This window comes from Leisingera sp. McT4-56 (assembly GCF_020514995.1).
GTDB lineage: Bacteria > Pseudomonadota > Alphaproteobacteria > Rhodobacterales > Rhodobacteraceae > Leisingera > Leisingera aquaemixtae_A.
In genome coordinates this window covers 34,173-54,555 of record NZ_JAJALF010000013.1, presented here as the reverse complement: position 1 = coordinate 54,555, position 20,383 = coordinate 34,173, and the positions used below count along the sequence as shown (strand labels likewise).

General features: G+C 61.0%; 20 protein-coding genes. 15 read left to right on the top strand and 5 right to left on the bottom strand.

Annotated features, from left to right (window positions below; all coding sequences use genetic code 11):
* Window positions 1–12: 12 nt before the first annotated feature.
* The 3 genes from LHL23_RS14845 to LHL23_RS14835 all read left to right on the top strand — a co-directional run bounded on the left by LHL23_RS14845 (window position 13) and on the right by LHL23_RS14835 (window position 2,665).
* On the top strand, window positions 13–1,260 hold the full coding sequence (locus LHL23_RS14845; RefSeq protein WP_226430457.1) for a class I SAM-dependent RNA methyltransferase: 1,248 nt from the start codon (window positions 13–15) through the stop codon (window positions 1,258–1,260).
* 1 nt (window position 1,261) lies between these two features.
* Complete coding sequence (locus LHL23_RS14840) at window positions 1,262–2,071, top strand: ion transporter (protein ID WP_222476905.1); 810 nt, start codon at window positions 1,262–1,264, stop codon at window positions 2,069–2,071.
* Between the two features lie 66 nt (window positions 2,072–2,137).
* Window positions 2,138–2,665: a L,D-transpeptidase family protein gene (locus LHL23_RS14835; protein ID WP_226430456.1), complete on the top strand. Its 528-nt coding sequence runs from the start codon at window positions 2,138–2,140 to the stop codon at window positions 2,663–2,665.
* Window positions 2,666–2,777: 112 nt separating this feature from the next.
* On the opposite strand, the gene LHL23_RS14830 is transcribed toward LHL23_RS14835, so the two are convergent.
* Window positions 2,778–3,260 carry a CAP domain-containing protein gene (locus LHL23_RS14830; RefSeq protein WP_226430455.1) on the bottom strand — a complete coding sequence of 161 codons (483 nt, stop codon included), beginning with the start codon at window positions 3,258–3,260 and terminating at the stop codon, window positions 2,778–2,780.
* Window positions 3,261–3,430: 170 nt separating this feature from the next.
* Between LHL23_RS14830 and LHL23_RS14825 the strand changes: the two genes are divergently transcribed.
* Complete coding sequence (locus LHL23_RS14825; RefSeq protein WP_226430454.1) at window positions 3,431–4,048, top strand: L,D-transpeptidase; 618 nt, start codon at window positions 3,431–3,433, stop codon at window positions 4,046–4,048.
* Window positions 4,049–4,186: 138 nt separating this feature from the next.
* Window positions 4,187–4,369: a hypothetical protein gene (locus LHL23_RS14820; protein ID WP_222476908.1), complete on the top strand. Its 183-nt coding sequence runs from the start codon at window positions 4,187–4,189 to the stop codon at window positions 4,367–4,369.
* A gap of 77 nt (window positions 4,370–4,446) precedes the next feature.
* Here the strand turns inward: LHL23_RS14820 and LHL23_RS14815 are convergent, their stop codons facing one another.
* The 3 genes from LHL23_RS14815 to LHL23_RS14805 form a co-directional block, all read right to left on the bottom strand.
* A complete protein-coding gene (locus tag LHL23_RS14815; RefSeq protein ID WP_226430453.1) occupies window positions 4,447–7,455 on the bottom strand; it encodes an aminotransferase class III-fold pyridoxal phosphate-dependent enzyme in 3,009 nt (1,002 codons plus the stop codon).
* A 70-nt stretch (window positions 7,456–7,525) separates the two neighbouring features.
* On the bottom strand, window positions 7,526–8,587 hold the full coding sequence (gene hemH, locus LHL23_RS14810) for a ferrochelatase (protein WP_226430452.1): 1,062 nt from the start codon (window positions 8,585–8,587) through the stop codon (window positions 7,526–7,528).
* Between the two features lie 111 nt (window positions 8,588–8,698).
* The gene (locus LHL23_RS14805) at window positions 8,699–9,514 is read right to left on the bottom strand and encodes a methyltransferase domain-containing protein (protein WP_226430451.1); all 816 of its coding nucleotides are present in this window, start codon (window positions 9,512–9,514) and stop codon (window positions 8,699–8,701) included.
* A gap of 13 nt (window positions 9,515–9,527) precedes the next feature.
* On the opposite strand from LHL23_RS14805, the gene LHL23_RS14800 reads away from it, so the two are divergent.
* The 4 genes from LHL23_RS14800 (at window position 9,528) to LHL23_RS14785 (ending at window position 11,882) form a co-directional block, all read left to right on the top strand.
* On the top strand, window positions 9,528–10,256 hold the full coding sequence (locus tag LHL23_RS14800; RefSeq protein WP_226430450.1) for a ComF family protein: 729 nt from the start codon (window positions 9,528–9,530) through the stop codon (window positions 10,254–10,256).
* Between the two features lie 82 nt (window positions 10,257–10,338).
* Window positions 10,339–10,596 (top strand): glutaredoxin 3, encoded by a 258-nt coding sequence (grxC, locus tag LHL23_RS14795; RefSeq protein ID WP_222476913.1) that lies wholly within the window; start codon window positions 10,339–10,341, stop codon window positions 10,594–10,596.
* A 15-nt stretch (window positions 10,597–10,611) separates the two neighbouring features.
* Window positions 10,612–11,442: a carbon-nitrogen hydrolase family protein gene (locus LHL23_RS14790; protein WP_226430449.1), complete on the top strand. Its 831-nt coding sequence runs from the start codon at window positions 10,612–10,614 to the stop codon at window positions 11,440–11,442.
* On the top strand, window positions 11,442–11,882 hold the full coding sequence (locus LHL23_RS14785; protein ID WP_019295272.1) for a MarR family winged helix-turn-helix transcriptional regulator: 441 nt from the start codon (window positions 11,442–11,444) through the stop codon (window positions 11,880–11,882). The genes LHL23_RS14790 and LHL23_RS14785 overlap by 1 nt, the downstream gene beginning before the upstream one ends.
* A 306-nt stretch (window positions 11,883–12,188) precedes the next feature.
* Here the strand turns inward: LHL23_RS14785 and ubiG are convergent, their stop codons facing one another.
* The gene (gene ubiG / locus LHL23_RS14780; RefSeq protein ID WP_226430448.1) at window positions 12,189–12,935 is read right to left on the bottom strand and encodes a bifunctional 2-polyprenyl-6-hydroxyphenol methylase/3-demethylubiquinol 3-O-methyltransferase UbiG; all 747 of its coding nucleotides are present in this window, start codon (window positions 12,933–12,935) and stop codon (window positions 12,189–12,191) included.
* A 50-nt stretch (window positions 12,936–12,985) separates the two neighbouring features.
* Here ubiG and pip point away from each other — a divergent pair, with 50 nt between their 5' ends.
* The 6 genes from pip to infB all read left to right on the top strand — a co-directional run bounded on the left by pip (window position 12,986) and on the right by infB (window position 20,328).
* Complete coding sequence (pip, locus tag LHL23_RS14775; RefSeq protein ID WP_222476919.1) at window positions 12,986–13,966, top strand: prolyl aminopeptidase; 981 nt, start codon at window positions 12,986–12,988, stop codon at window positions 13,964–13,966.
* Window positions 13,963–14,808 carry an ABC transporter substrate-binding protein gene (locus tag LHL23_RS14770; protein WP_226430447.1) on the top strand — a complete coding sequence of 282 codons (846 nt, stop codon included), beginning with the start codon at window positions 13,963–13,965 and terminating at the stop codon, window positions 14,806–14,808. Before pip ends, LHL23_RS14770 begins: the two co-directional genes overlap by 4 nt.
* A gap of 180 nt (window positions 14,809–14,988) precedes the next feature.
* Complete coding sequence (gene rimP, locus LHL23_RS14765) at window positions 14,989–15,579, top strand: ribosome maturation factor RimP (protein WP_222476929.1); 591 nt, start codon at window positions 14,989–14,991, stop codon at window positions 15,577–15,579.
* Window positions 15,579–17,195, top strand: coding sequence for a transcription termination factor NusA (nusA, locus tag LHL23_RS14760; RefSeq protein WP_222476930.1), 1,617 nt, complete (start codon window positions 15,579–15,581; stop codon window positions 17,193–17,195). The genes rimP and nusA overlap by 1 nt, the downstream gene beginning before the upstream one ends.
* 26 nt (window positions 17,196–17,221) lie before the next feature.
* A complete protein-coding gene (locus LHL23_RS14755) occupies window positions 17,222–17,842 on the top strand; it encodes an RNA-binding protein (RefSeq protein ID WP_226430446.1) in 621 nt (206 codons plus the stop codon).
* Between the two features lie 8 nt (window positions 17,843–17,850).
* The gene (gene infB / locus LHL23_RS14750) at window positions 17,851–20,328 is read left to right on the top strand and encodes a translation initiation factor IF-2 (protein ID WP_222476941.1); all 2,478 of its coding nucleotides are present in this window, start codon (window positions 17,851–17,853) and stop codon (window positions 20,326–20,328) included.
* The last annotated feature ends 55 nt before the right edge of the window (window positions 20,329–20,383 follow it).

Below are 20,383 nucleotides of genomic sequence, written 5' to 3'. Positions count from 1 at the left end.
TAATGAGCGGCCATGACTGACGCAGCCAGAACCACAGCAACGATCAGCCGGCTGGGCCATCAGGGGGATGGCGTGGCCGATGGCCCCCTGTTTGCCCCGCGGACCCTGCCGGGTGAGATCGTCAGCGGTATTGCCGAGGGCAGCCGTTTGACCCAGATCCGTATTCAGACCCCCTCGGAACACAGGGTGCAGCCGCCCTGCCGCCACTATAAATCCTGCGGCGGCTGCCAGCTGCAGCACGCCAGCGATGCTTTTGTGGCAGAGTGGAAGACAGATGTGGTGCGCAATGCGCTGACTGCGCAAGGTCTGGAGACGGAGTTCCGCCCGATCCTGACTTCGCCGCCTCGCTCCCGCCGCCGCGCGACGCTGGCGGTACGGCGCACCAAGAAAGGGGCGATGGTCGGTTTTCATGGTCAGGCGTCTGATGTGATCACCGAGATCCCGGACTGCCAGCTGTTGGAGCCAGAGCTTCTGTCGGCCATTCCGGTGGCCGAAGCGCTGGCCCTGGCGGGTGCCAGCCGGAAAGCGCCGCTGGCAGTAACGGTCACCACTTCGGATTCCGGCCTTGATATGCTCGTCCGCAACGGAAAACCGCTGGATGGCCCTTTGCGGATAGAACTGGCGCAGCTGGCCGAGAAACACAGGATTGCGCGGCTGACCTGGGAGGATGAGCCCGTCGCGATGGAGCAGCCGCCCGTGCAGCCCTTTGGCGCGGCGCATGTCTGCCCGCCGCCCGGGGCTTTTCTGCAGGCAACCCGCGAAGGCGAGGCAGCACTGCTTGCCGCCGTTCTGGAGGCCACCAAAGGCGCCAAGCGCATCGTGGACCTGTTTGCCGGCTGCGGCACATTTGCATTGCCCTTGGCGCAAATGGCGGAAGTGCATGCGGTGGAGGGCGAGCGGGATATGGTGAAGGCCCTGGATGCCGGCTGGCGCAAGGCAAAGGGCTTGAAAAAAGTCACCACCGAAGCCCGCGACCTGTTCCGCAATCCGCTGCTGCCGGAAGACCTCAATCCCTTTGGCGCCGCCTTTGAGGCTGCGGTGATCGACCCGCCGCGGGCCGGAGCAGAGGCACAGGTCGCGCAGCTTGCCAAGGCGCGCACACCAGTGATCGCCTATGTGTCCTGCAATCCGGTCAGCTTTGCCCGCGACGCAAAGGTGCTTGCCGGAGCGGGCTACAGTCTTGACTGGGTTCAGGTTGGTGACCAGTTCCGATGGTCGGCCCATACCGAACTGGCTGCAAGATTTACCCTGAAAGACTGACATGACGGATACCTATGTGATGACACCGACCCGCCGCCTGGAAGCCATTCTGGACAGCAGCCGATTTGGCCGCTTCATCACCGCTGTCATTCTTGTCAATGCCGTCACCCTTGGGCTGGAGACGGCGCCGTCAGTCATGGCGAAGGTGGGTGGGCTTATTCACCTGATCGACAAAACCTGCCTGTCGATTTTTGTTGTCGAAATCCTGGCCAAGCTCTTTGTCCGGCGTCTGCGGTTCTTCATGAGCGGCTGGAATGTGTTTGATTTCGTGATTGTCGGTATTGCTCTGGCGCCAGGCACTCAGGGGCTGTCGGTGCTGCGCTCGTTGCGTATTCTGCGGGTGCTGCGGGTGATTTCGGTTGCACCGCGCCTGCGCCGGGTGGTCGAGGGGTTCATCACCGCGCTGCCCGGAATGGGGTCGGTTTTTCTGCTGATGGCGATCATTTTCTATATCGGCTCGGTGATTGCCACCAAGCTGTTTGGCCAGGACTTTCCCGAATGGTTCGGCGACCTCGGGCTCAGTGCCTATTCGCTGTTCCAGATCATGACACTTGAGAGCTGGTCGATGGGGATCGTTCGGCCCGTGATGGAGGTTCATCCGCATGCCTGGGCCTTCTTTGTGCCCTTCATCATGGTCACTACTTTTGCAGTGGTGAACCTGCTGGTCGGCCTGATCGTCAATTCCATGCAGGATGCGCATGGCGAGGAAGAAGGCGAACGCACGGATGCTTACCGGGACGAGGTTCTGAGCAGGCTGGAGGCCATCGAGCAGAAGCTGTCCAATCAGGCGGCCCAAGACAGGAAATTGTGAATTTCCTTAACAGCCAATTCGCGCTAAAGCCTGAATAGAGGCAAAAACAAAATACAGGCTGGGACAATGAACAGAAGGGCATTTGGCATCGGTGCTGCCGCTAGCCTTGCGCTGGCGGGTTGCAGCACCACAGGCGGATCGGTGAGCAGATTCCGGGCGTATGATGGTCCGCAGGTCACGTCGATTGTGATCAACAAGGGTGCGCGGAAGCTGTACCTGATGCATGATGACGAAATCCTGAGGGAGTACAAAGTTGATCTCGGCTTTGCACCGCTTGGGCCCAAGCAGTTCGAAGGCGATGGCAAGACACCCGAAGGCACTTACGTAGTCGATCGCCGTAACCCCAACAGCCGTTACCACCTGTCGATTGGTATCTCTTATCCGAACAGCCAGGACCGTGCCCATGCGCAGGCCAGTGGAAAGCGGCCGGGCGGCGAGATTTTCATCCACGGGCAGCCTAACAACCCCAAAGAGCGCAAGCGCGCAGCACGGGTTGACGATTGGACCGCCGGTTGCATCGCTGTAACCAACGAAGAAATAGAAGAGATCTATGCCATGGTGCAGGATGGCACTGCCATCGCGCTGCGGCCCTGATCAAAAGGAACGGGTGTAAGGGATAGGTCCGCCGCGGCTGTGTCTGATCGCAGAGCGGTGCATTCTCTGCCGGGCTTGGGAACAGAGCCGTGCGGCCGCACGGCGCCGCTGCTCAGTTTGCCATCACCAGCGTCCACCAGATCTTGCCGTTCGGCTCCTGGAACCAGGAGAAGCCCATGTTCACTGCCTTGGGATCGAGGATCACAGCGCGGGTTGCGGGCCTTTCAAGCCAGGCGGCCAGCGTCTGCTGCTCGTTCTCGTAGGTTTCGGAGATGTTTTCCCCTAGCAGCGTGCCGGCATAGCCCGCCCGGGCGACCCGATCCAGCGGCGAAGAACCGTCGGAGCCGAAATGCCAAGGCCGGTTTTGCACCGACATGTCACGGGAATGGGTGGCAGCCGCTGCGTTCAGTTCCGCGTTCAGCTGAACGGCCTGCGCACCGGAGGCCTGGCGCAGCGCATTGACCGAGTCGAGCATCCGGATCTGCACCTTGTCCGCATTCCTGATGCGGTAGGAGCCGCCGGATTCGGTTGAAGGCGTACACGCAGCCGCCACCGTGAGAAGTGCAGCAGCCACCAGCAGAAAAACGCGATTCATAATGCTCTCTCGCTCCATCAGTTGCTGATGCATTTATCCTTCCTGTGGCAGAGGTGCAAACGGACCGGCAGAAATATGCAGGCCTCCCGCCCGGATTGATTTGCGACTGCGGCTTTCCGGCCATAAAATGCCGCAATCTAGGATCCTGAATGCGCAAGTTGGAAAGAGTGATGTCCAGAAACCCCTTTGAAACCTTCAGCCGGCGGCAGTTTCTTGCCGGCAGTGCCGCTCTGATTTCCTCTCCCGCATTGGCGCAGGACGACAGTGACGTGACGCAGCAGGCCTTCGATCCGCTGCGCCCGCCGCCGGAACCGGAACCGCCGGTTCAGCGCAATATTTCAGCTTTCCGCGCCAAGTCCTGGAGGCCGTATTTCGATAATCTGCACAACGGGGCGATCCTGGTCGACATTGACAGCCGGGCTTTGCATTACTGGTCGCATGACCAGAACACCTACAAGCTGTTCCCCTCTTCGGTGCCGCTGTCAGATGATCTGACCCGCCGTGGCCGCACCCAAGTTGTTCGCAAGGTCGAAGGACCCGGCTGGGCGCCTACTCCGAACATGCGCAAGCGCAATCCGGAGTGGCCTGCATATATTCCGCCCGGCCCGGACAATCCGCTGGGCACTCATGCGCTGTACCTTGGGTGGAAGTATTACCGCATCCACGGAACCCACGACACGCGCAAGATCGGCCGCAAATCTTCCAACGGGTGCATCGGTCTTTACAACGAACATATCGCTGAACTGTTCAGCCTGGCAAAAGTTGGCACACAGGTGTTGCTAATTTGACGACACGCGGCTGGGCGCTAAGCTGTTAACTATAACAAGCAATTGCAATCCCGCGTTTTTGCTGGTTAGAAAAAAATACGAGGTAAGTCTTGGGTGCGCGGTTCAGATGTTTGATCCGCGCAAATTCTGGAGGTTAACATGAAAAAACTCGTTATCGCTGCTGCGCTGACCGCTGCTGCTTCGACTGCAACCGCTGGCAACCTGGCTGAGCCGGTTGTTGAACCGCCGGTCATCGTTGAAGAAGCTCAGGGCTCTTCCAGCGGCATCCTGCTGCCGCTGCTGCTGCTGGTCCTGGTCGGCGTAGCTGTTGCATCGAACTAATTTCGAAAAACGGTTACAGAAAAGGCGGTGGTTCCCCACCGCCTTTTTTGTTGCCCGAATGTGAAATGGCTGGGTGGTCAAGCTGCCTCCACCTCTTGAAGGATAGTGTCCAGAGTGCGGACTATCACGTCTGTGTCGTCTGATTCGATGGTCAGGGGCGGGCGGATTTTCAGAATGTTGTCCTTGGGGCCCTCGCTGCCGATCAGAATCCGGTAATCACGCATCCTATTCTTGACGTAGGAGCAGATTTCCGTGGCTTCAGAGCCATCCGTGTTGATCAGTTCGAGACCCAGAAACAGACCCATGCCGCGGACATCGCCGACGCAGGCATATTTCTGCTCCAGCGCTTTCAGGCCTGCCATCAGCCTGCCACCCTGAACGCGGGCGTTTTCCTGCAGCCCTTCAGTATCGACAATATCCAGCACCTCCTTGCCAATCCGGCAGGACAGGGTCGAGCCGCCGAAGGTGGAAAAGAACTCGATCCCGTTATCGAAACTGTCGGCGATTTCCCTAGTTGTCACCAGCACGCCCAAGGGGTGGCCGTTGCCGATCGGCTTGCCCATGACCACAATGTCAGGAATTGCTCCCTGATGTTCGAAGCCGAAATAAAAGTCTCCCAGGCGGCCAAGGCCGGTTTGCACCTCGTCAGCAATGCAGACCCCGCCTGCGGCGCGGATTTTCTCGTAAACCGCAGGCAGATACCCCTTGGGCGGAATGATTTGCCCGCCAACTGAGGGGAAGGTTTCCGCGATGAATCCAGCAACGCCGTGGCCTTTCTTCAGTAGGCGTTCAATTGCCGGATCCACAAGGTTGGCAAATTTCTGCGCCCGGTCAGGATCATCGCGGCGGAAGGAGCCGCGGTAATCGTCGGCTACTTCGACCAGCTCAACCCAGTCTGCCTGTCCAACTCCTCCAGGCTTGTTGAACTTGTAGGCGGAAATGCTGATCGCGCCAGTGGTGTTGCCATGATAGCCGTGATCGGGCGTCACCATGCCTTTGGATCCGGTATGGGCGCGGGCCAGGCGCAGGGCAAGCTCATTGGCCTCGGTGCCCGAGTTTACAAAGAAGCAGATCTCGAAACGATCAGGCAGCTTGGACAGCACCTTCTCGGCAAAGGCGGTCTGTGCCGGGTGCAGATAGCGGGTGTTTGAGTTCATCCGCTTCAGCTGGTCTGCCGCAACAGCTTGGATACGCGGGTGCGCATGTCCTACATGCGGCACGTTGTTATACGCGTCCAGATACGGCCGTCCCCATTCGTCAAACAAATGGTGTTTCCAGCCGCGCACCAGCATCACCGGATCCCTGTAGGTGAGGCTGAGGTTGCCGCCGAAATGGGCGCGGCGCCCGGCAAGCACGTCTTCCTTGCTCGTGGGGTGATACAGGACCTTTTCATCCGGCAGGTTCAGAAGGGCTGCCGGGTTCGGGCAGAGCGCGTGCCAAAGGTACATTTCGTCAGGGTCCCCGACGCCTGGCCAATCGGTTTCGATTCCCTCGGTGCTGAGCGCGACCTGGAAATGCACATGCGGCGCCCAGCCGCCGTTCTGGCCAGGATCGCCCAAGCGGCAGAACTCTTCGCCTTTTTCAACCGTTTCGCCCGGCTTCAGACGGTCCAGAAACTCCGGGTTCAGGTGGCCGTAAAGGGTGTAGAATGCATCTCCATCTGGCGTTTCATGACGCAGGATGATCACGCCGCCGTAGTCCAGATGCCCGCTGCGGAATTCGGCGGCAAAAACCTTGCCGCGCAAAGGCGCAAACAGTGGCGTGCCCGCCGGAGCAAAGGCGTCCACGGCCAGGTGCACGGTGCGGCGGTTGCTTGATTTGAACGGTCCCTTGCGGAAGGCGCAATCGGTATAGATCAGACGTGGTTCGTGGTAGTAGCCAAGCCATACACGTCCGTTGTCCTCGAATTCGCCGCCAACCCGAGCGGCTTCCTCCAAAGGCATATTGAAGGGATTCTGCGGCCATGTGGAGTTTTCGACCGACAGCGAGCCCATCGGGGCGTCATTCAAGTCATAGCCCATTAGCGGGGCAAAGCTGCCGCGTTCCTGTTCCAGCCAGGCCATCACGCGGTCCGCGCCCTCGACTACCGGCAGACCGCAGGCGGCCCTAAGCCGGGCCGTCAGCAGGCCGCCGTGCAGTTTATTGCCTTCCAGGAACCGCCAGGCCGGCGCCTGGGAGATGGTGACATATGGATCATCCGGGTTTTCCACGGCCATCAGGGTGGAGTTCACCACGCTGACCGCCAGACGCATCCGCAGCAGCGGCCAGACCATGTCCAGTTCGGCAGCGGTGAGCGGGTAGCTGTCGTGGTAGCCCGCGACCAGTGACGCAAGTGCGGCCTCGGGTGCCGGGTGGTCCAGCACAATGTAAGCCGCGGCAATTGCCAGATCGCAGATCCGCGGCGCAGCGCACATGTCGCCCAGGTCGATCAGGCCGGACACCCGGCGCGGCTCGTTCAAAATACCTGCCACCATGATGTTATAATCGTTGGCATCATTGTGGACGGCCTGCGCGGGCAACGCTGTCAGATCAGGCTCTAATCCAGCAAATTCCGCTGAAATCTGTTCCAAGATCGCCCGGCGCGCGGGATTCGTGACGCAGGAAAGCTGGTCCTGGATCCAGCCTGCGCGCATCAGATCCCATTTGAAATCGCGCGTCATCCCTTCGTGCTGGAAATCTTTCAGCGCCTTGGCCGAGCCGCCCAGAACCTCCCCGATCTCATGGATCAGCGCATCGCTTTTGGGCTCTGTCTTGGCGTAGCAGCGCCCCGGCAGTTGGTTCAGCAGCCAGACCAGGCGGTCCTGACCTTCCTCGTCTGGCAGGGTCAGCAAAGATTTTCCGGTGGCAGAGGCAATGACCCGCGGACAGGGCAGGTCCGGCTGCCGCTCTGCGATATGCTCGAATGCCTTCACCTGCATATCGACCAGCCATTCCTCGCAGCCGGGGCGCATGGCCTTGAGGATATAACCTTGGCCGTCCAGCCCTTTGGCCAGGAAGTTCAGGTCGTATTCTCCATCCAGGCGAGTCAGCTCCGCCTCAATTCCCCAATGCTCCCGGAGTGCAGCTGCCCAATGCGCAAGCGTCATCCAATATCTCCCCGTGTTCCGGCAGGTCCGGAAATTGAATATTGGATACTTTTTGGACTGAGGCGGAGGGTTAGTCCAGCCAGCCTTTCAGGTTTTCCTCAATCACGCCTGCCAATGCCGCGACGTGATCGTCATCGTCATTGAGGCAGGGGATATAAAGGAAGTCTTCTCCGCCTGCGTGCTCAAAGCTCTCGCGGATCTCTTCGTTGATTTCTTCCAGCGTCTCGATGCAGTCCGCCGAGAAGGCCGGCGCAATCACTGCGATGCTCTTCTTGCCTTCCTTGGCCAGCGTGGCGACGTGATCAACCGTGTAGGGTTTAAGCCATTCTTCAGGCCCGAATACCGACTGGAAAGTGCTGGTAATCTGGGTGTCGTTCCAACCAAGCCGCTCCTTCAGCAGCCGCGTCGTTTTCTGGCACTGGCAGTGATAGGGGTCACCCTGCACCAGATACCGCTTTGGCATCCCATGGTAGGAAACTACCAGAATATCCGGGCGTTTCTCGGCTTTGGCATAGGCTTCTTCCACCGATCGTGCCAAAGCGTCGATATAGGCGGGCTGATCGAAATACGGTGCGATGGTGCGGGCGGCGGGCTGCCAGGGCTCTTCCATCAGCGCGCGGAAGAACTGGTCATTGGCGGTGCCCGACGTGGCGCCGGCGTACTGCGGGTACAGCGGCACAAACAGGATCTTCTGGCAGCCGGCCGCTATCAGTTCCCGCACCTTGGACTTGGTGGAGGGATTGCCGTAACGCATGCAGAAATCGACCATCACCTGATCGCCGTAACGGGCTTTCATCGCTGCGGCCATCTTGGCGGTCTGATCCTTGGTGATGGTCATCAGCGGGCTTTCGCCCTTGTCGTGGTTCCAGATAGATTTATAGGCCGCACCTGAGGAGAACGGGCGTTTGGTCAGGATGATCAGCTGCAGAAGCGGCTGCCATTTCCAGGACGGGTAATCTATGACCCGCTTGTCGGACAGGAACTCATTCAGGTACCGGCGCATCGGCCAGTAGGAGTAGTCGTCCGGTGTGCCAAGGTTGGCCAGCAGGATGCCGACCTTCTCCGCCGGGATCTTCGGGTGATCGGCAGGGGCGTGGGCAGGGCAATTGGCGGTCCGGGCGGCGTCCAGCATGGGCAGGTCCTGTGGAATTGAGAGTTCGTTGAACGAAGGCAAGTTACTGTCTTTACGGGCAGAAGGCCAATTGGATCACATTGGCGCAGTTATAGCGGAAACTGACCGGGTTCAAAGTTTGGTCTCCGGCACTTTCAGCGCATCCGCCAGGCGCATTTGGGCTGACCCCGGGCGCAGCGGCTTCTGCTGGCTGTCCGAAGGCGACCAGCCGGTCAGGCAAACAAGTTCGAAGGTGGCGGGCAGGCGGCCCTCGGTGTTGGCGAAATGCTCCCGGTAAATGTGATCGGCCAGTTGGAACAGGCCGCGCGGCGCCGGGCGTTTCAGGCGCTGGGCAAGTACGTTGGTTTCCCCCATGCCGCGCAGGTCGTGTATCAAATGGGTAAGGTCGCGGTATTCGGCAGTGAGCGGCACCAGATCCGCAACCGGCAGGGCGAAGCCCGCACGCTGAAGCAAGCCGCCTAGATCGCGAATCTCTCCCATTGGCGCAACCCGTGGCGAGAGCCCGCCCAGCACCACGGTTTCGGCTTCCGCCATGGCTGCGCGCAGTTCGTGCAGGGTCTGGCCGCCCAGCGTGATCACCAGCAGCAAACCGTCCTCCTTCAGAGCACGGCGGCATTGGATCAGCTGGCCGACAGGATCATTGGCCCAATGCAGGCACATGGCGTGGATCACCACATCATGGGCACCTTCCTCCAGCGCCAGCACATCCTGATCTTCCACAATCTTCGCGCCTGGCAGCGATCCTTCCCAAACCTCCGGAAAGGGGCAGACCACCGCCGGGGCTGTAAAGGTTCTGTTAACCAAGCTTAGGCGATCCTCTGCCTCGTCCCGTGCCATCTGGTGCAGGAACAGGGCATCCGGCTGCCGGCGTGAACGGCGGGCTTCCAAGGCGCGGCGGTCGAAAAGCTGCATGGGTGCTTGTGTCATGGGGGCTATTTAGATGCTGACGGCCCGGATTCAAACCGCTGTTTCACTGATCTACCCTGCACAATGCCTGGGCTGCGGCGGGCTGGTTGGCAGCGACTTCGGTCTTTGCGCCGACTGCTGGTCGGGCATGCATTTCATAAGCGGCACAGTTTGCGAAGGCTGCGGTGTCCCGCTGCCTGGGGAGGCGGACGGGTTTCGGCTGGAATGCGACAGCTGCATGCGCCATCCGCGGCCTTGGAACCAGGGGCGGTCTGTACTGCTTTATGAGGGGCAGGGCCGCAGGCTGGTGCTGGCCTTTAAGCATGGGGACCGCACGGAAATTGCCGACACGGCCGCCGGCTGGCTGCAAAGGGCTTCTGAACAGCTGCTGGACAGTCATCCGCTGGTCTGCCCGGTGCCGCTGCATTGGACCCGGCTGCTGAAGCGCAAGTACAATCAATCCGCCTTGCTGGCGGGGGCGCTGGCCCGGCGCGCGGGGCTGGAGCATTGCCCGGACCTGCTAAGACGCGCTCGGCGAACACCGGCGCTGGAGGGGAAAACGCGAGATCAGCGCTTTCAGATCCTGGGCTCTGCCATAACTGTCCCGCGATGCCGGAAGGCAAGGATCAAAGGGCGGGCCGTGCTGATCGTGGATGATGTGATGACGTCTGGCGCCACGCTCAGCGCCTGCACCGATGCCTGCCTGCAAGCGGGTGCGGCAGAAGTGAGGGTGGCGGTTCTGGCCCGGGTCACGCAAGCGTGAGGCCGCGGGCCGACCACTGGCAATTGTTGCAATGAATGCCCAATTCCTCCACAACCTTCGAAACCAGAATATGGGGTCCTGAATGAAACCGGTCGAAATCTACACCTCGCCGCTCTGCGGCTTTTGCCACGCTGCCAAGCGGCTGCTGAACCAGAAAGGTGTTACATTTTCGGAAATTAACGTGCTGGCGCAACCGGATCGCAAAGCGGAAATGATCCAGCGCGCCAATGGCGGCCGCACGGTGCCGCAGATCTTCATCGGCGATACCCACGTCGGTGGCTGTGATGATCTTTACGCGCTTGAGCAGGCGGGCAAGCTGGACCCGCTGCTTGCGGCCTGAGCCCGGAGAATCGACATGCGTACAGCTTTGCTTCAGATGACATCCACTGATCTTCCGGCCGAAAACCTGGAAACAGTGAAGGCAATGATGGCGGAAGCTGTGCGCGGCGGTGCCGGGTTTGTACTAACGCCGGAGGTCACCAATTGCCTGTCAGGCAGCCGGACGCATCAGAATGGTGTGCTGTGCCACGAGGAAGATGATCCAACTCTGGCGGCCTTGCAGGAAGAAGCAGCCAGGCATGGGGTGTGGCTGCTGCTCGGATCGTTGGGGATAAAGACCCATGACGATGACGGCCGCTTTGCCAACCGCCAGTTCCTGATTTCCCCGCAAGGAGAGATCAAGGCGCGTTATGACAAAATCCACATGTTCGATGTCGAGGTTACACCGGAGGAAACCTACCGAGAATCCGACGGATACCGCCCGGGTACCAAGGCGGTTGTGGCAGACACGCCGTTTGCCAAAATCGGCATGACCATATGTTATGACGTGCGCTTCCCGCATCTGCACCGGACTCTGGCCAAGGGCGGCGCGCAGATCATCACCGTACCCGCCGCTTTTTCCTATGTGACTGGTGCCGCGCATTGGCATTCGCTGCTGCGCGCGCGGGCGATCGAGACCGGTTGTTTCGTGCTGGCGCCTGCGCAAACCGGAAAGCACCCAGCTTCCCGCGGTCCCAGCCGAAAGACCTTCGGCCATTCGCTGGCCATTGCCCCGTGGGGCGAAGTTCTGGCAGATGCGGGTCAGGAACCAGGCGTGACTTACGTTGATCTCGACTTCGAAAAAGTGGCAGAAGCACGAAAACGTGTGCCTTCTTTGACCCATGACCGGGAGTTCGACGGACCCTGATGGACGAGACCCATTCCCTGGCAGTCTCGCTGTTCAGCGAGATTTTGATGGCTGACCAGCTGGCCCGGTCACGCCTCAGCAAAGTGCTGCCCAAGGGTATGGAACTGTCGCATTTTTCAGTGCTGAACCATTTGGCCCGTGCCGGGCTTGAAAGGTCGCCTGCGCAACTGGCCAAAGCGTTCCATGTGACACGCGGCGCCATGACCAACACCCTGAACAAGCTGGAAGTGGCTGGCTATATCCATGTGCGTCCCGATTGGGACGATGCGCGGCGCAAAATGGTGGCGATCAGTCCGGCAGGAAAACAGGCCCGTGATGCGGCGCTGGCCGGGATCATCCCGGTCATTTCCGAAGTTGTCGGGGAGTTGGGCAGCGACAGGGTCCGGGCCACCCTCCCGATTTTGCGGGAACTCCGAGGCAAGCTGGAAGAGAGCGGCTGATCCAAACGGCCGCACTCGGCTAGGCGCGGACACCTTTCAAAAAAGAAAGACACCTGCAAGCAGGCGCCTTTCTTCCCCATCGGTCCGTGAGTGGCGGTCCCGGTAACCTTTGGGCGGACCCACCCGTTTAAAAGTGGCAAGCATTCACTTGGTTGTTGGGCTTGCGCCCGTTTGCGGAGCGGAAAACATTCCAAATCCGCTATCTGACGATAGCAAGCCGGCCACAGCCGACAAAGTGTGCATAGGGATTACTCCCTATCCTTTCGGATAAGCCGCTGTCGTGATCAGGCATCACGGGCCGATTTCTCAGCCAGGTTTCACGCTGGCAGTCACGTAGTTGACCGACAGGTCGCGCTCGGAGATCGACCAGTTCCAGGTGATCGGGTTGAACACGAATCCTTTTCGGTCCACCGGTTTCAGCTCGGCGTTGCGCAATAGCTCGAACAGTTCGTCGGGGGTAATGAACTTGGACCATTCATGGGTGCCGCGCGGCAGCCAGCGCATGATCACCTCGGCCCCGACAATTGCCATCGCAAAGCTCTTGGGGTTGCGGTTGATGGTTGAGCAGATCTCTAAGCCGCCGGGTTTCAGAAGCTGCTGCGTGGCCGTCAGGTAGCTGAGCGGATCGGCGACATGCTCCACCACTTCCATGTTCAGCACGACGTCGAATTGTTCGCCTGCCTCGGCCAGCGCTTCCGCGGTGGTGTGGCGGTAATCTATTTCCAGCCCGGATTGCTCGGCATGAATGCGGGCCACCGGCAGATTTCCTTCGGCTGCGTCCGCGCCGATGACGGTGGCGCCCAGCCGCGCCATCGGCTCGCTCAGCAGCCCGCCGCCGCAGCCGATATCCAGAAGCCGCAGACCCTCAAACGGGCGCTGTGACCTGAGGTCGCGGCCGAATTCGCCAGCGATCTGGCTGGTGATGTAGTCGAGACGGCACGGGTTCAGCATATGCAGGGGCTTGAACTTGCCGTTCGGATCCCACCACTCCGCCGCCATCGCTTCGAATTTGGCGATTTCCGCAGGGTCGACCGTGGATTGAGGCGCTTGCATTCCTGTCTCCGTGTGCTCTTTTGTAGTCTGACGTTTCACTAAGGTCAGTAATGGATAGATACCCGGACCAAAAGCGCGCTGTGCATTATCTTTACCCGCCGGTTGAGCCTTTTGACCAGCGTATGATCGACGCAGGCCAGGGCCACCGTATCTATGCGGAGCAAAGCGGCAATCCCAACGGCATTCCGGTGATCGTATGCCATGGCGGCCCCGGGGGCGGCAGCAGCCCAGCGATGCGGCGCTACTTCGATCCGCATGTCTATCGAATCATCCTGTTCGACCAGCGCGGCTGCGGCCGGTCGCGCCCCTATGCTTCCTGCGAGAACAATACCACCTGGCACCTGGTGTCCGACATGGAGCTTATCCGTTCGCAGCTGGGAATCGACTCGTGGATCCTGTTCGGCGGCAGCTGGGGGGCGACACTAGCGCTTATCTATGCCCAGACCCATCCAAACCGGGTGCACCAGATCATCCTGCGCGGCGTTTTCCTGATGACCAAGGCTGAGCTGGACTGGTTCTATGGCGGCGGCGCGGGCAAGTTCTGGCCAGAGACCTGGGCCAAGTTTGTCTCGCTGATTCCCGATGCGGAGCGGGGCGATATGATCGCTGCTTACAAGAAACGGCTGTTCTCCGGAAACCTGGACGAAGAAGTGCGCTATGGCCGGGCCTGGTCGGCTTGGGAAAACGCGCTGGCTTCGGTGCATTCTAATGGCCACAGCGGAGAAAGCCCTGGCGATTACGCTCGTGCCTTTGCCCGGCTGGAGAATCACTATTTCAGCAGCGGCGGGTTCCTAGACTACGATGGCCAGATCCTCGCCAATATGGGGCGTATTTCCCATATTCCGGGTGTGATCGTGCAGGGCCGCTATGACATGATCTGCCCGCCGTCCTCCGCCTGGCGCCTGAACGAGCTGTGGCCAAATGCGGAGTTGAAGATGGTGCGCAATGCGGGCCATGCTCTGTCGGAGCCGGGAATCAGCGCAGAGCTGGTCCGGGCGATGGACCGGATCGCAGGAGAGCTTGTGCCATGACGCGCATCGACCGCCGTGCGCTGTTCACCTCGGGTGCTGCTGCAGCCTTGCTGGCGGCAGCTGGGGGGTCGGTTCATGCGTCGCCCAAGGCTGGCGGTGTGCTGCGCCTGGCAGTGCCGCGTGAGGGCGGAATGCTGGAGCAGGCTGCCCGCGGCGCGGTCTATGACACGCTGACGGAAATCGCGCCTGACGGGCTGCTGCGCGGGGAGCTGGCAACCAGCTGGCAATCGGCGCCGGATGCACGAACCTGGACCTTTGATCTGCGCGACGGTGTCGCTTTTCACGACGGCTCACCGCTGACGGCGGCGGATGCCGCGGCCTCGCTCAACGCGTTGGGTGTGACCGGTGCAGATGTACGGTCTGTCACCGCGCTGGGCGGCCATCAGCTGCTGCTGGAACTGGCGCAGCCCAACCCGCATCTGCCCTATCTGCTGGCCAATGCGGATCAGCTGATTGCCCCGGGCGGGAAACTTCCCGTGCCGCTGACTGATGCAGTCGGGACCGGATGTTACCGGGTTGAACGTGCTCAGGAGGACCGTCATTTCCGCGCAGCGAAAGTGCCCGGCCATTACAAGGCTGGCGTTGCTGGCTGGGCGGATACGATTGATATTATCGTGATCCCGGACTCTGCAGTCCGGGCCGAGGCGCTGCGCGACGGCTATGTCGATGTGGCTGCCCTGCCGGAGCCGCGGGGCCTGCTGAAGCGCGGGGAGTTCCTGTACTATCCTTCCTCCAGGGATATGGCATTGGCCGCCCGCCACGATGTCGGCATTCCGCGCAAAGTTGGTAAGCGCGCACCGCTGGACGATGGCCGTATCGCTGAACGCTGGTGGCGAGTTTAGGCCCCCTCGGAGCCGGTGAAAACACAAGCCTTGCAGTTTTCCCCAATTCCCCCTATATGCCTTTGACAACAGCGGCGCGTTGAACCTCTGGCTCAAGGCTCCACCGGGAAATTCGACGGGCCGCGCGCCCGTTTTTTTGTGTTTGCAGGCCTTTGTCTGCACGCCCCAAGTGGAGGTCTGATGACCAACGACCTGATTGCCAAAGCTGCCATCGACCGGCGCCTGGCCGAGATCGTCACCCCGGTGATCGAGGATCTGGGATATGAGCTGGTGCGAATCCGGCTGATGTCTGGTAAGGCGACCACGCTGCAGATCATGGCTGACAAGCCGGATGGCGGCATCGAGGTGGATGACTGCGCCGAAATTTCGAACGCCGTGAGCGCGGTGCTGGATGTCGAGGATCCGATCATCGATGCCTATGCGCTGGAGGTCTCCAGCCCCGGCATCGACCGGCCGCTGACCCGGCTGAAGGACTTCGAGATGTTCGAAGGCTACGAGGCCAAGCTGGAAACCGCTGAGATGGTCGGCGGCCGCCGTCGCTTCAAGGGCGAACTGGCGGGCACTGAAGAGGATGAAGTTCTGATCAACATCGACGATCAGGGCGAAACCGTGACCATTGGTCTGAAATTCGACTGGCTGAGCGACGCCAAGCTGGTCCTGACTGATGATCTGATCAAGGAAATGCTGCGCCAGCGCAAAGAGGCCGGCACGCTGAACGAAGACGCATTCGACGAAATCGAGACCGAAGAGTCCGAAGAGGAGAACAAGTAATGGCTATCACCTCTGCAAACCAGCTGGAGCTGTTGCAAACCGCCGAGGCCGTGGCGCGCGAAAAGATGATCGACCCCGGTCTGGTGATCGAGGCGATGGAAGAGAGCCTCGCCCGTGCGGCCAAAAGCCGCTACGGCGCCGAGATGGACATCCGTGTCTCGATCGACCGCAAGACCGGCCGCGCCACCTTTACCCGCGTGCGCACCGTCGTGGCCGATGATGAGCTGGAAAACTATCAGGCCGAGATGACCGTCGAGCAGGCGCGCCAGTACATGGCGGACCCTGAAGTGGGCCAGACCTTCGTCGAGGAAGTGCCGCCGGTTGAGATGGGCCGGATCGCCGCCCAGTCGGCCAAGCAGGTGATCCTGCAGAAGGTCCGCGAAGCAGAGCGCGACCGCCAGTACGAAGAATTCAAGGACCGCGCAGGCACCATCATCAACGGCCTGGTCAAGCGCGAGGAATACGGCAACGTCATCGTCGATGTGGGCGCCGGCGAAGCGATCCTGCGCCGCAACGAGAAGATCGGCCGCGAAAGCTACCGCCCGAATGATCGTGTGCGCTGCTATATCAAGGATGTGCGCCGCGAACCGCGCGGCCCGCAGATCTTCCTGTCGCGCACCGCGCCGGAATTCATGGCTGAACTGTTCAAGATGGAAGTGCCGGAAATCTACGATGGCATTATCGAGATCAAGGCCGTTGCCCGCGATCCCGGTTCGCGCGCCAAGATTGCCGTTATCTCCTACGACGGCTCGATCGATCCGGTCGGCGCATGTGTGGGTATGCGCGGCTCCCGCGTGCAGGCTGTGGTGAACGAGCTGCAGGGCGAGAAGATCGACATCATCCCGTGGAACGAAGATCAGCCGACTTTCCTGGTGAACGCGCTGCAGCCTGCAGAAGTGTCCAAGGTGGTCCTGGACGAGGAAGCCGGCAAGATCGAGGTCGTGGTTCCGGAAGAGCAGCTGAGCCTGGCCATCGGCCGCCGCGGCCAGAACGTGCGCCTGGCGTCGCAGCTTACCGGTCTCGACATTGATATCATGACCGAGGAAGAAGAATCGGCCCGCCGCCAGAAGGAATTCGAGGCACGGACCAAGCTGTTCATGGAAACCCTGGATCTGGACGAGTTCTTTGCCCAGCTGCTGGTGTCCGAAGGTTTCACCAACCTCGAAGAGGTTGCGTATGTTGAGCTGGACGAACTGCTGGTCATCGACGGTGTCGACGAAGGCACTGCCGAGGAATTGCAGGCCCGCGCCCGCGACTACCTGGAAGCCCAGGCCAAGGCGGCGCTGGACGCGGCCCGTGAACTGGGTGCCGAAGACAGCCTGATCCAGTTTGAGGGCCTGACCCCTCAGATGGTCGAGGCGCTGGCCAAGGACGGCGTGAAATCGCTGGAAGACTTCGCCACCTGCGCGGACTGGGAACTGGCCGGCGGCTGGACCACCGATGGCGGCGAACGGGTCAAGGATGATGGCATCCTGGAACCTTTCGGCGTGTCCCTGGAAGAAGCGCAGGATCTGGTGATGACCGCCCGCATCATGCTGGGCTGGGTAGATCCGGCGGAGCTGGAAGCCGAAGCGGCTGAAGGCGAAGAAGCTGGCGAAGAGGAAGGCGAAGCCTGATTTCAGGCTTTGCACGGGAGAACTGCATGACCCGCGGTGGCGCAACAAAAGACCGGACCGGCGAAAGCGAGCGCAAATGCCTCGCGACCGGCGAGTCCCAGCCCAAACAGGGCCTCATCCGTTTTGTGATGGGCCCTGAGGGGCGGGTCGTGCCCGACGTGATGGGTAAACTGCCCGGCCGCGGCGTCTATGTCACCTCCAGCCGGGAAGCCCTGGGCACTGCGGTCAAGAAGAAGCTGTTTGCCCGCGGGTTCAAGGCGCAGGTCCAGGTGCCGGAAGAGCTGGTTCAGGATGTCGAGCGCCAGGTCGCTCGACGGGTGATCGAACTGATCAGCCTGGCGCGCAAGTCGGGCGATGCGGTGTCCGGCTTTGAGCGGGTCAAGGACTGGCTGGCCAAGGAAGAGGCGCGGGTGCTGATCCAGGCCTCCGACGGGTCGGGGCGCGGAAAGTCGAAGCTGAGCACGCCCTACAAGGGCAAATTCATCGGCTGCCTCACGGCGGACGAGCTGGGAATGGCATTTGGACGCCAAACTGCGATCCATGCCGCCCTCGCCTCTGGCGGACTCAGCAAACGTGTTGTAGATGAGGCGCAACGACTGCAAGGTTTGCGCGAAATGGTGGGCGGCAACGGCCGCACGGAAGGATAAGTAGCTTTATGAGCGATAGTGACGGCAAAAAGACACTGGGTCTGCGTGGGGGTTCCCGTCCGGGGAACGTGAAACAGAGTTTCAGCCATGGACGGACCAAGAATGTCGTGGTGGAAACCAAGCGCAAGCGCGTTGTGGTTCCCAAGCCGGGTGCGGCCAAGGGCGGCAGCGGTGCCGCGCCTTCCACATCCGGATCGCGCCGGCCTGCCGGCATTAGCGACGCAGAAATGGAACGCCGCCTGAAGGCTCTGCAGGCCGCCAAGGCCCGCGAGGCTGAAGAAGCCGCGCAGCGCGAAGCCGAGGAAAAGGCCCGCGCCGAAGAGCGTGAGCGCCGCCGGGCGGAGCAGGAAGCCAAGGAACGCGAGCAGCGCGAAGCTGAAGAGCGCGCCCGTCAGAAGGCTGAAGAGGAAGAGCGCAAGCGCATCGAGGCCGAAGAAGAGGCCAAACGTGCCGCCGCTGCGCCCGCACCTGCTGCTGCCAAGGCAGAGCGTCCTGCCCCCAGCAAGCCTGCTCCCGCTGCAGCGCCCCGCAAAGCCGACCGGGAACGCGAGCAGCGCCCGGCACGCGGCAAGGGCCGTGACGACAACCGCCGCTCCGGCAAGCTGACTCTGGGCCAGGCAACCGGCGGTGAAGGCAACCGCCAGCGTTCGATGGCTGCAATGAAGCGCAAGCAGGAACGCGCGCGCCAGAAAGCCATGGGCGGTTCTGTCGAGCGTGAAAAGGTTGTGCGCGACGTGCAGCTGCCGGAAACTATTGTGGTTTCCGAACTCGCCAACCGTATGGCCGAGCGCGTCGCCGATGTGGTGAAGTCGCTCATGCAGATGGGAATGATGGTCACCCAGAACCAGTCGATCGACGCCGATACCGCCGAGCTGATCATCGAGGAATTCGGCCACAAAGTCACCCGCGTTTCCGATGCGGACGTCGAGGATGTGATCAAGGAGGTCGAGGACAAGGAAGAGGACCTGAAACCGCGTCCGCCGGTCATCACCATCATGGGCCACGTCGACCACGGCAAAACCTCGCTGCTGGACGCCATCCGCGATGCGCGTGTGGTGGCAGGCGAAGCCGGCGGCATCACCCAGCACATCGGCGCCTACCAGGTAACCACTGAAGGCGGCACCGTGCTGAGCTTCCTGGATACCCCGGGCCACGCTGCCTTCACCTCGATGCGCTCGCGTGGTGCGCAGGTGACCGATATCGTGGTTCTGGTTGTGGCCGCGGACGACGCGGTGATGCCGCAGACCGTCGAGGCGATCAACCACGCCAAGGCCGCTGGAGTTCCGATGATCGTCGCGATCAACAAGATCGACAAACCGGCAGCAGACCCGATGAAGGTCCGCACCGACCTGCTGCAGCACGAGGTGATCGTGGAGCAGATGTCCGGTGAAGTGCAGGATGTGGAAGTCTCCGCTGTTACTGGTCAGGGTCTGGATGAGCTTCTGGAAGCCATTGCGCTGCAAGCGGAAATCCTGGAACTGAAAGCCAACCCTGACCGCGCTGCACAGGGTGCCGTGATCGAGGCGCAGCTGGATGTGGGCCGCGGCCCGGTTGCCACCGTTCTGGTTCAGAACGGCACCCTGCGCCAGGGCGATATCTTTGTTGTGGGTGAGCAGTACGGCAAGGTCCGCGCGCTGATCAACGACAAGGGCGAGCGCGTTCAGGAAGCGGGCCCCTCGGTTCCGGTCGAGGTTCTTGGTCTCAACGGCACTCCGGAAGCAGGCGACGTTCTGAACGTAACCGAAACCGAAGCGCAGGCGCGCGAAATCGCCGCCTACCGCGAGCAGGCCGCCAAGGACAAACGTGCCGCCGCTGGTGCCGCGACCACTCTGGAACAGCTGATGGCCAAGGCGAAGGAAGACGAAAACGTCTCTGAACTGCCGATCCTGGTCAAAGCCGACGTGCAAGGTTCCGCCGAAGCCATCGTTCAGGCGATGGAGAAGATCGGTAACGAGGAAGTGCGCGTGCGCGTGCTGCACTCCGGAGTTGGCGCGATCACCGAGACCGACGTCGGCTTGGCGGAAGCCTCCGGTGCACCGATCATGGGCTTCAACGTCCGTGCCAATGCCTCGGCCCGTAACACCGCCAACCAAAAGGGTGTGGAGATCCGCTACTACTCGGTGATCTATGACCTGGTGGATGACGTAAAAGCAGCGGCTTCGGGCCTGCTGTCGGCGGAGATCCGCGAAAACTTCATCGGCTATGCGCAGATCAAGGAAGTCTTCAAGGTCACGGGTGTTGGCAAAGTTGCCGGCTGTCTGGTCACCGAGGGCGTTGCCCGCCGCTCGGCCGGTGTGCGCCTACTGCGTGACAACGTTGTGATCCACGAAGGCACGCTGAAGACCCTGAAGCGCTTCAAGGATGAGGTCTCTGAGGTTCAGTCCGGTCAGGAATGCGGTATGGCGTTCGAGAACTACGACGATATCCGCCCGAATGACGTGATCGAAATCTTCGAACGCGAAGAAGTGACCCGCACCCTCGATTAATCCCCGCGGGAAGCAGAAAAGACAGGCCCCGGTTTTTGCCGGGGCCTTTTTTGTT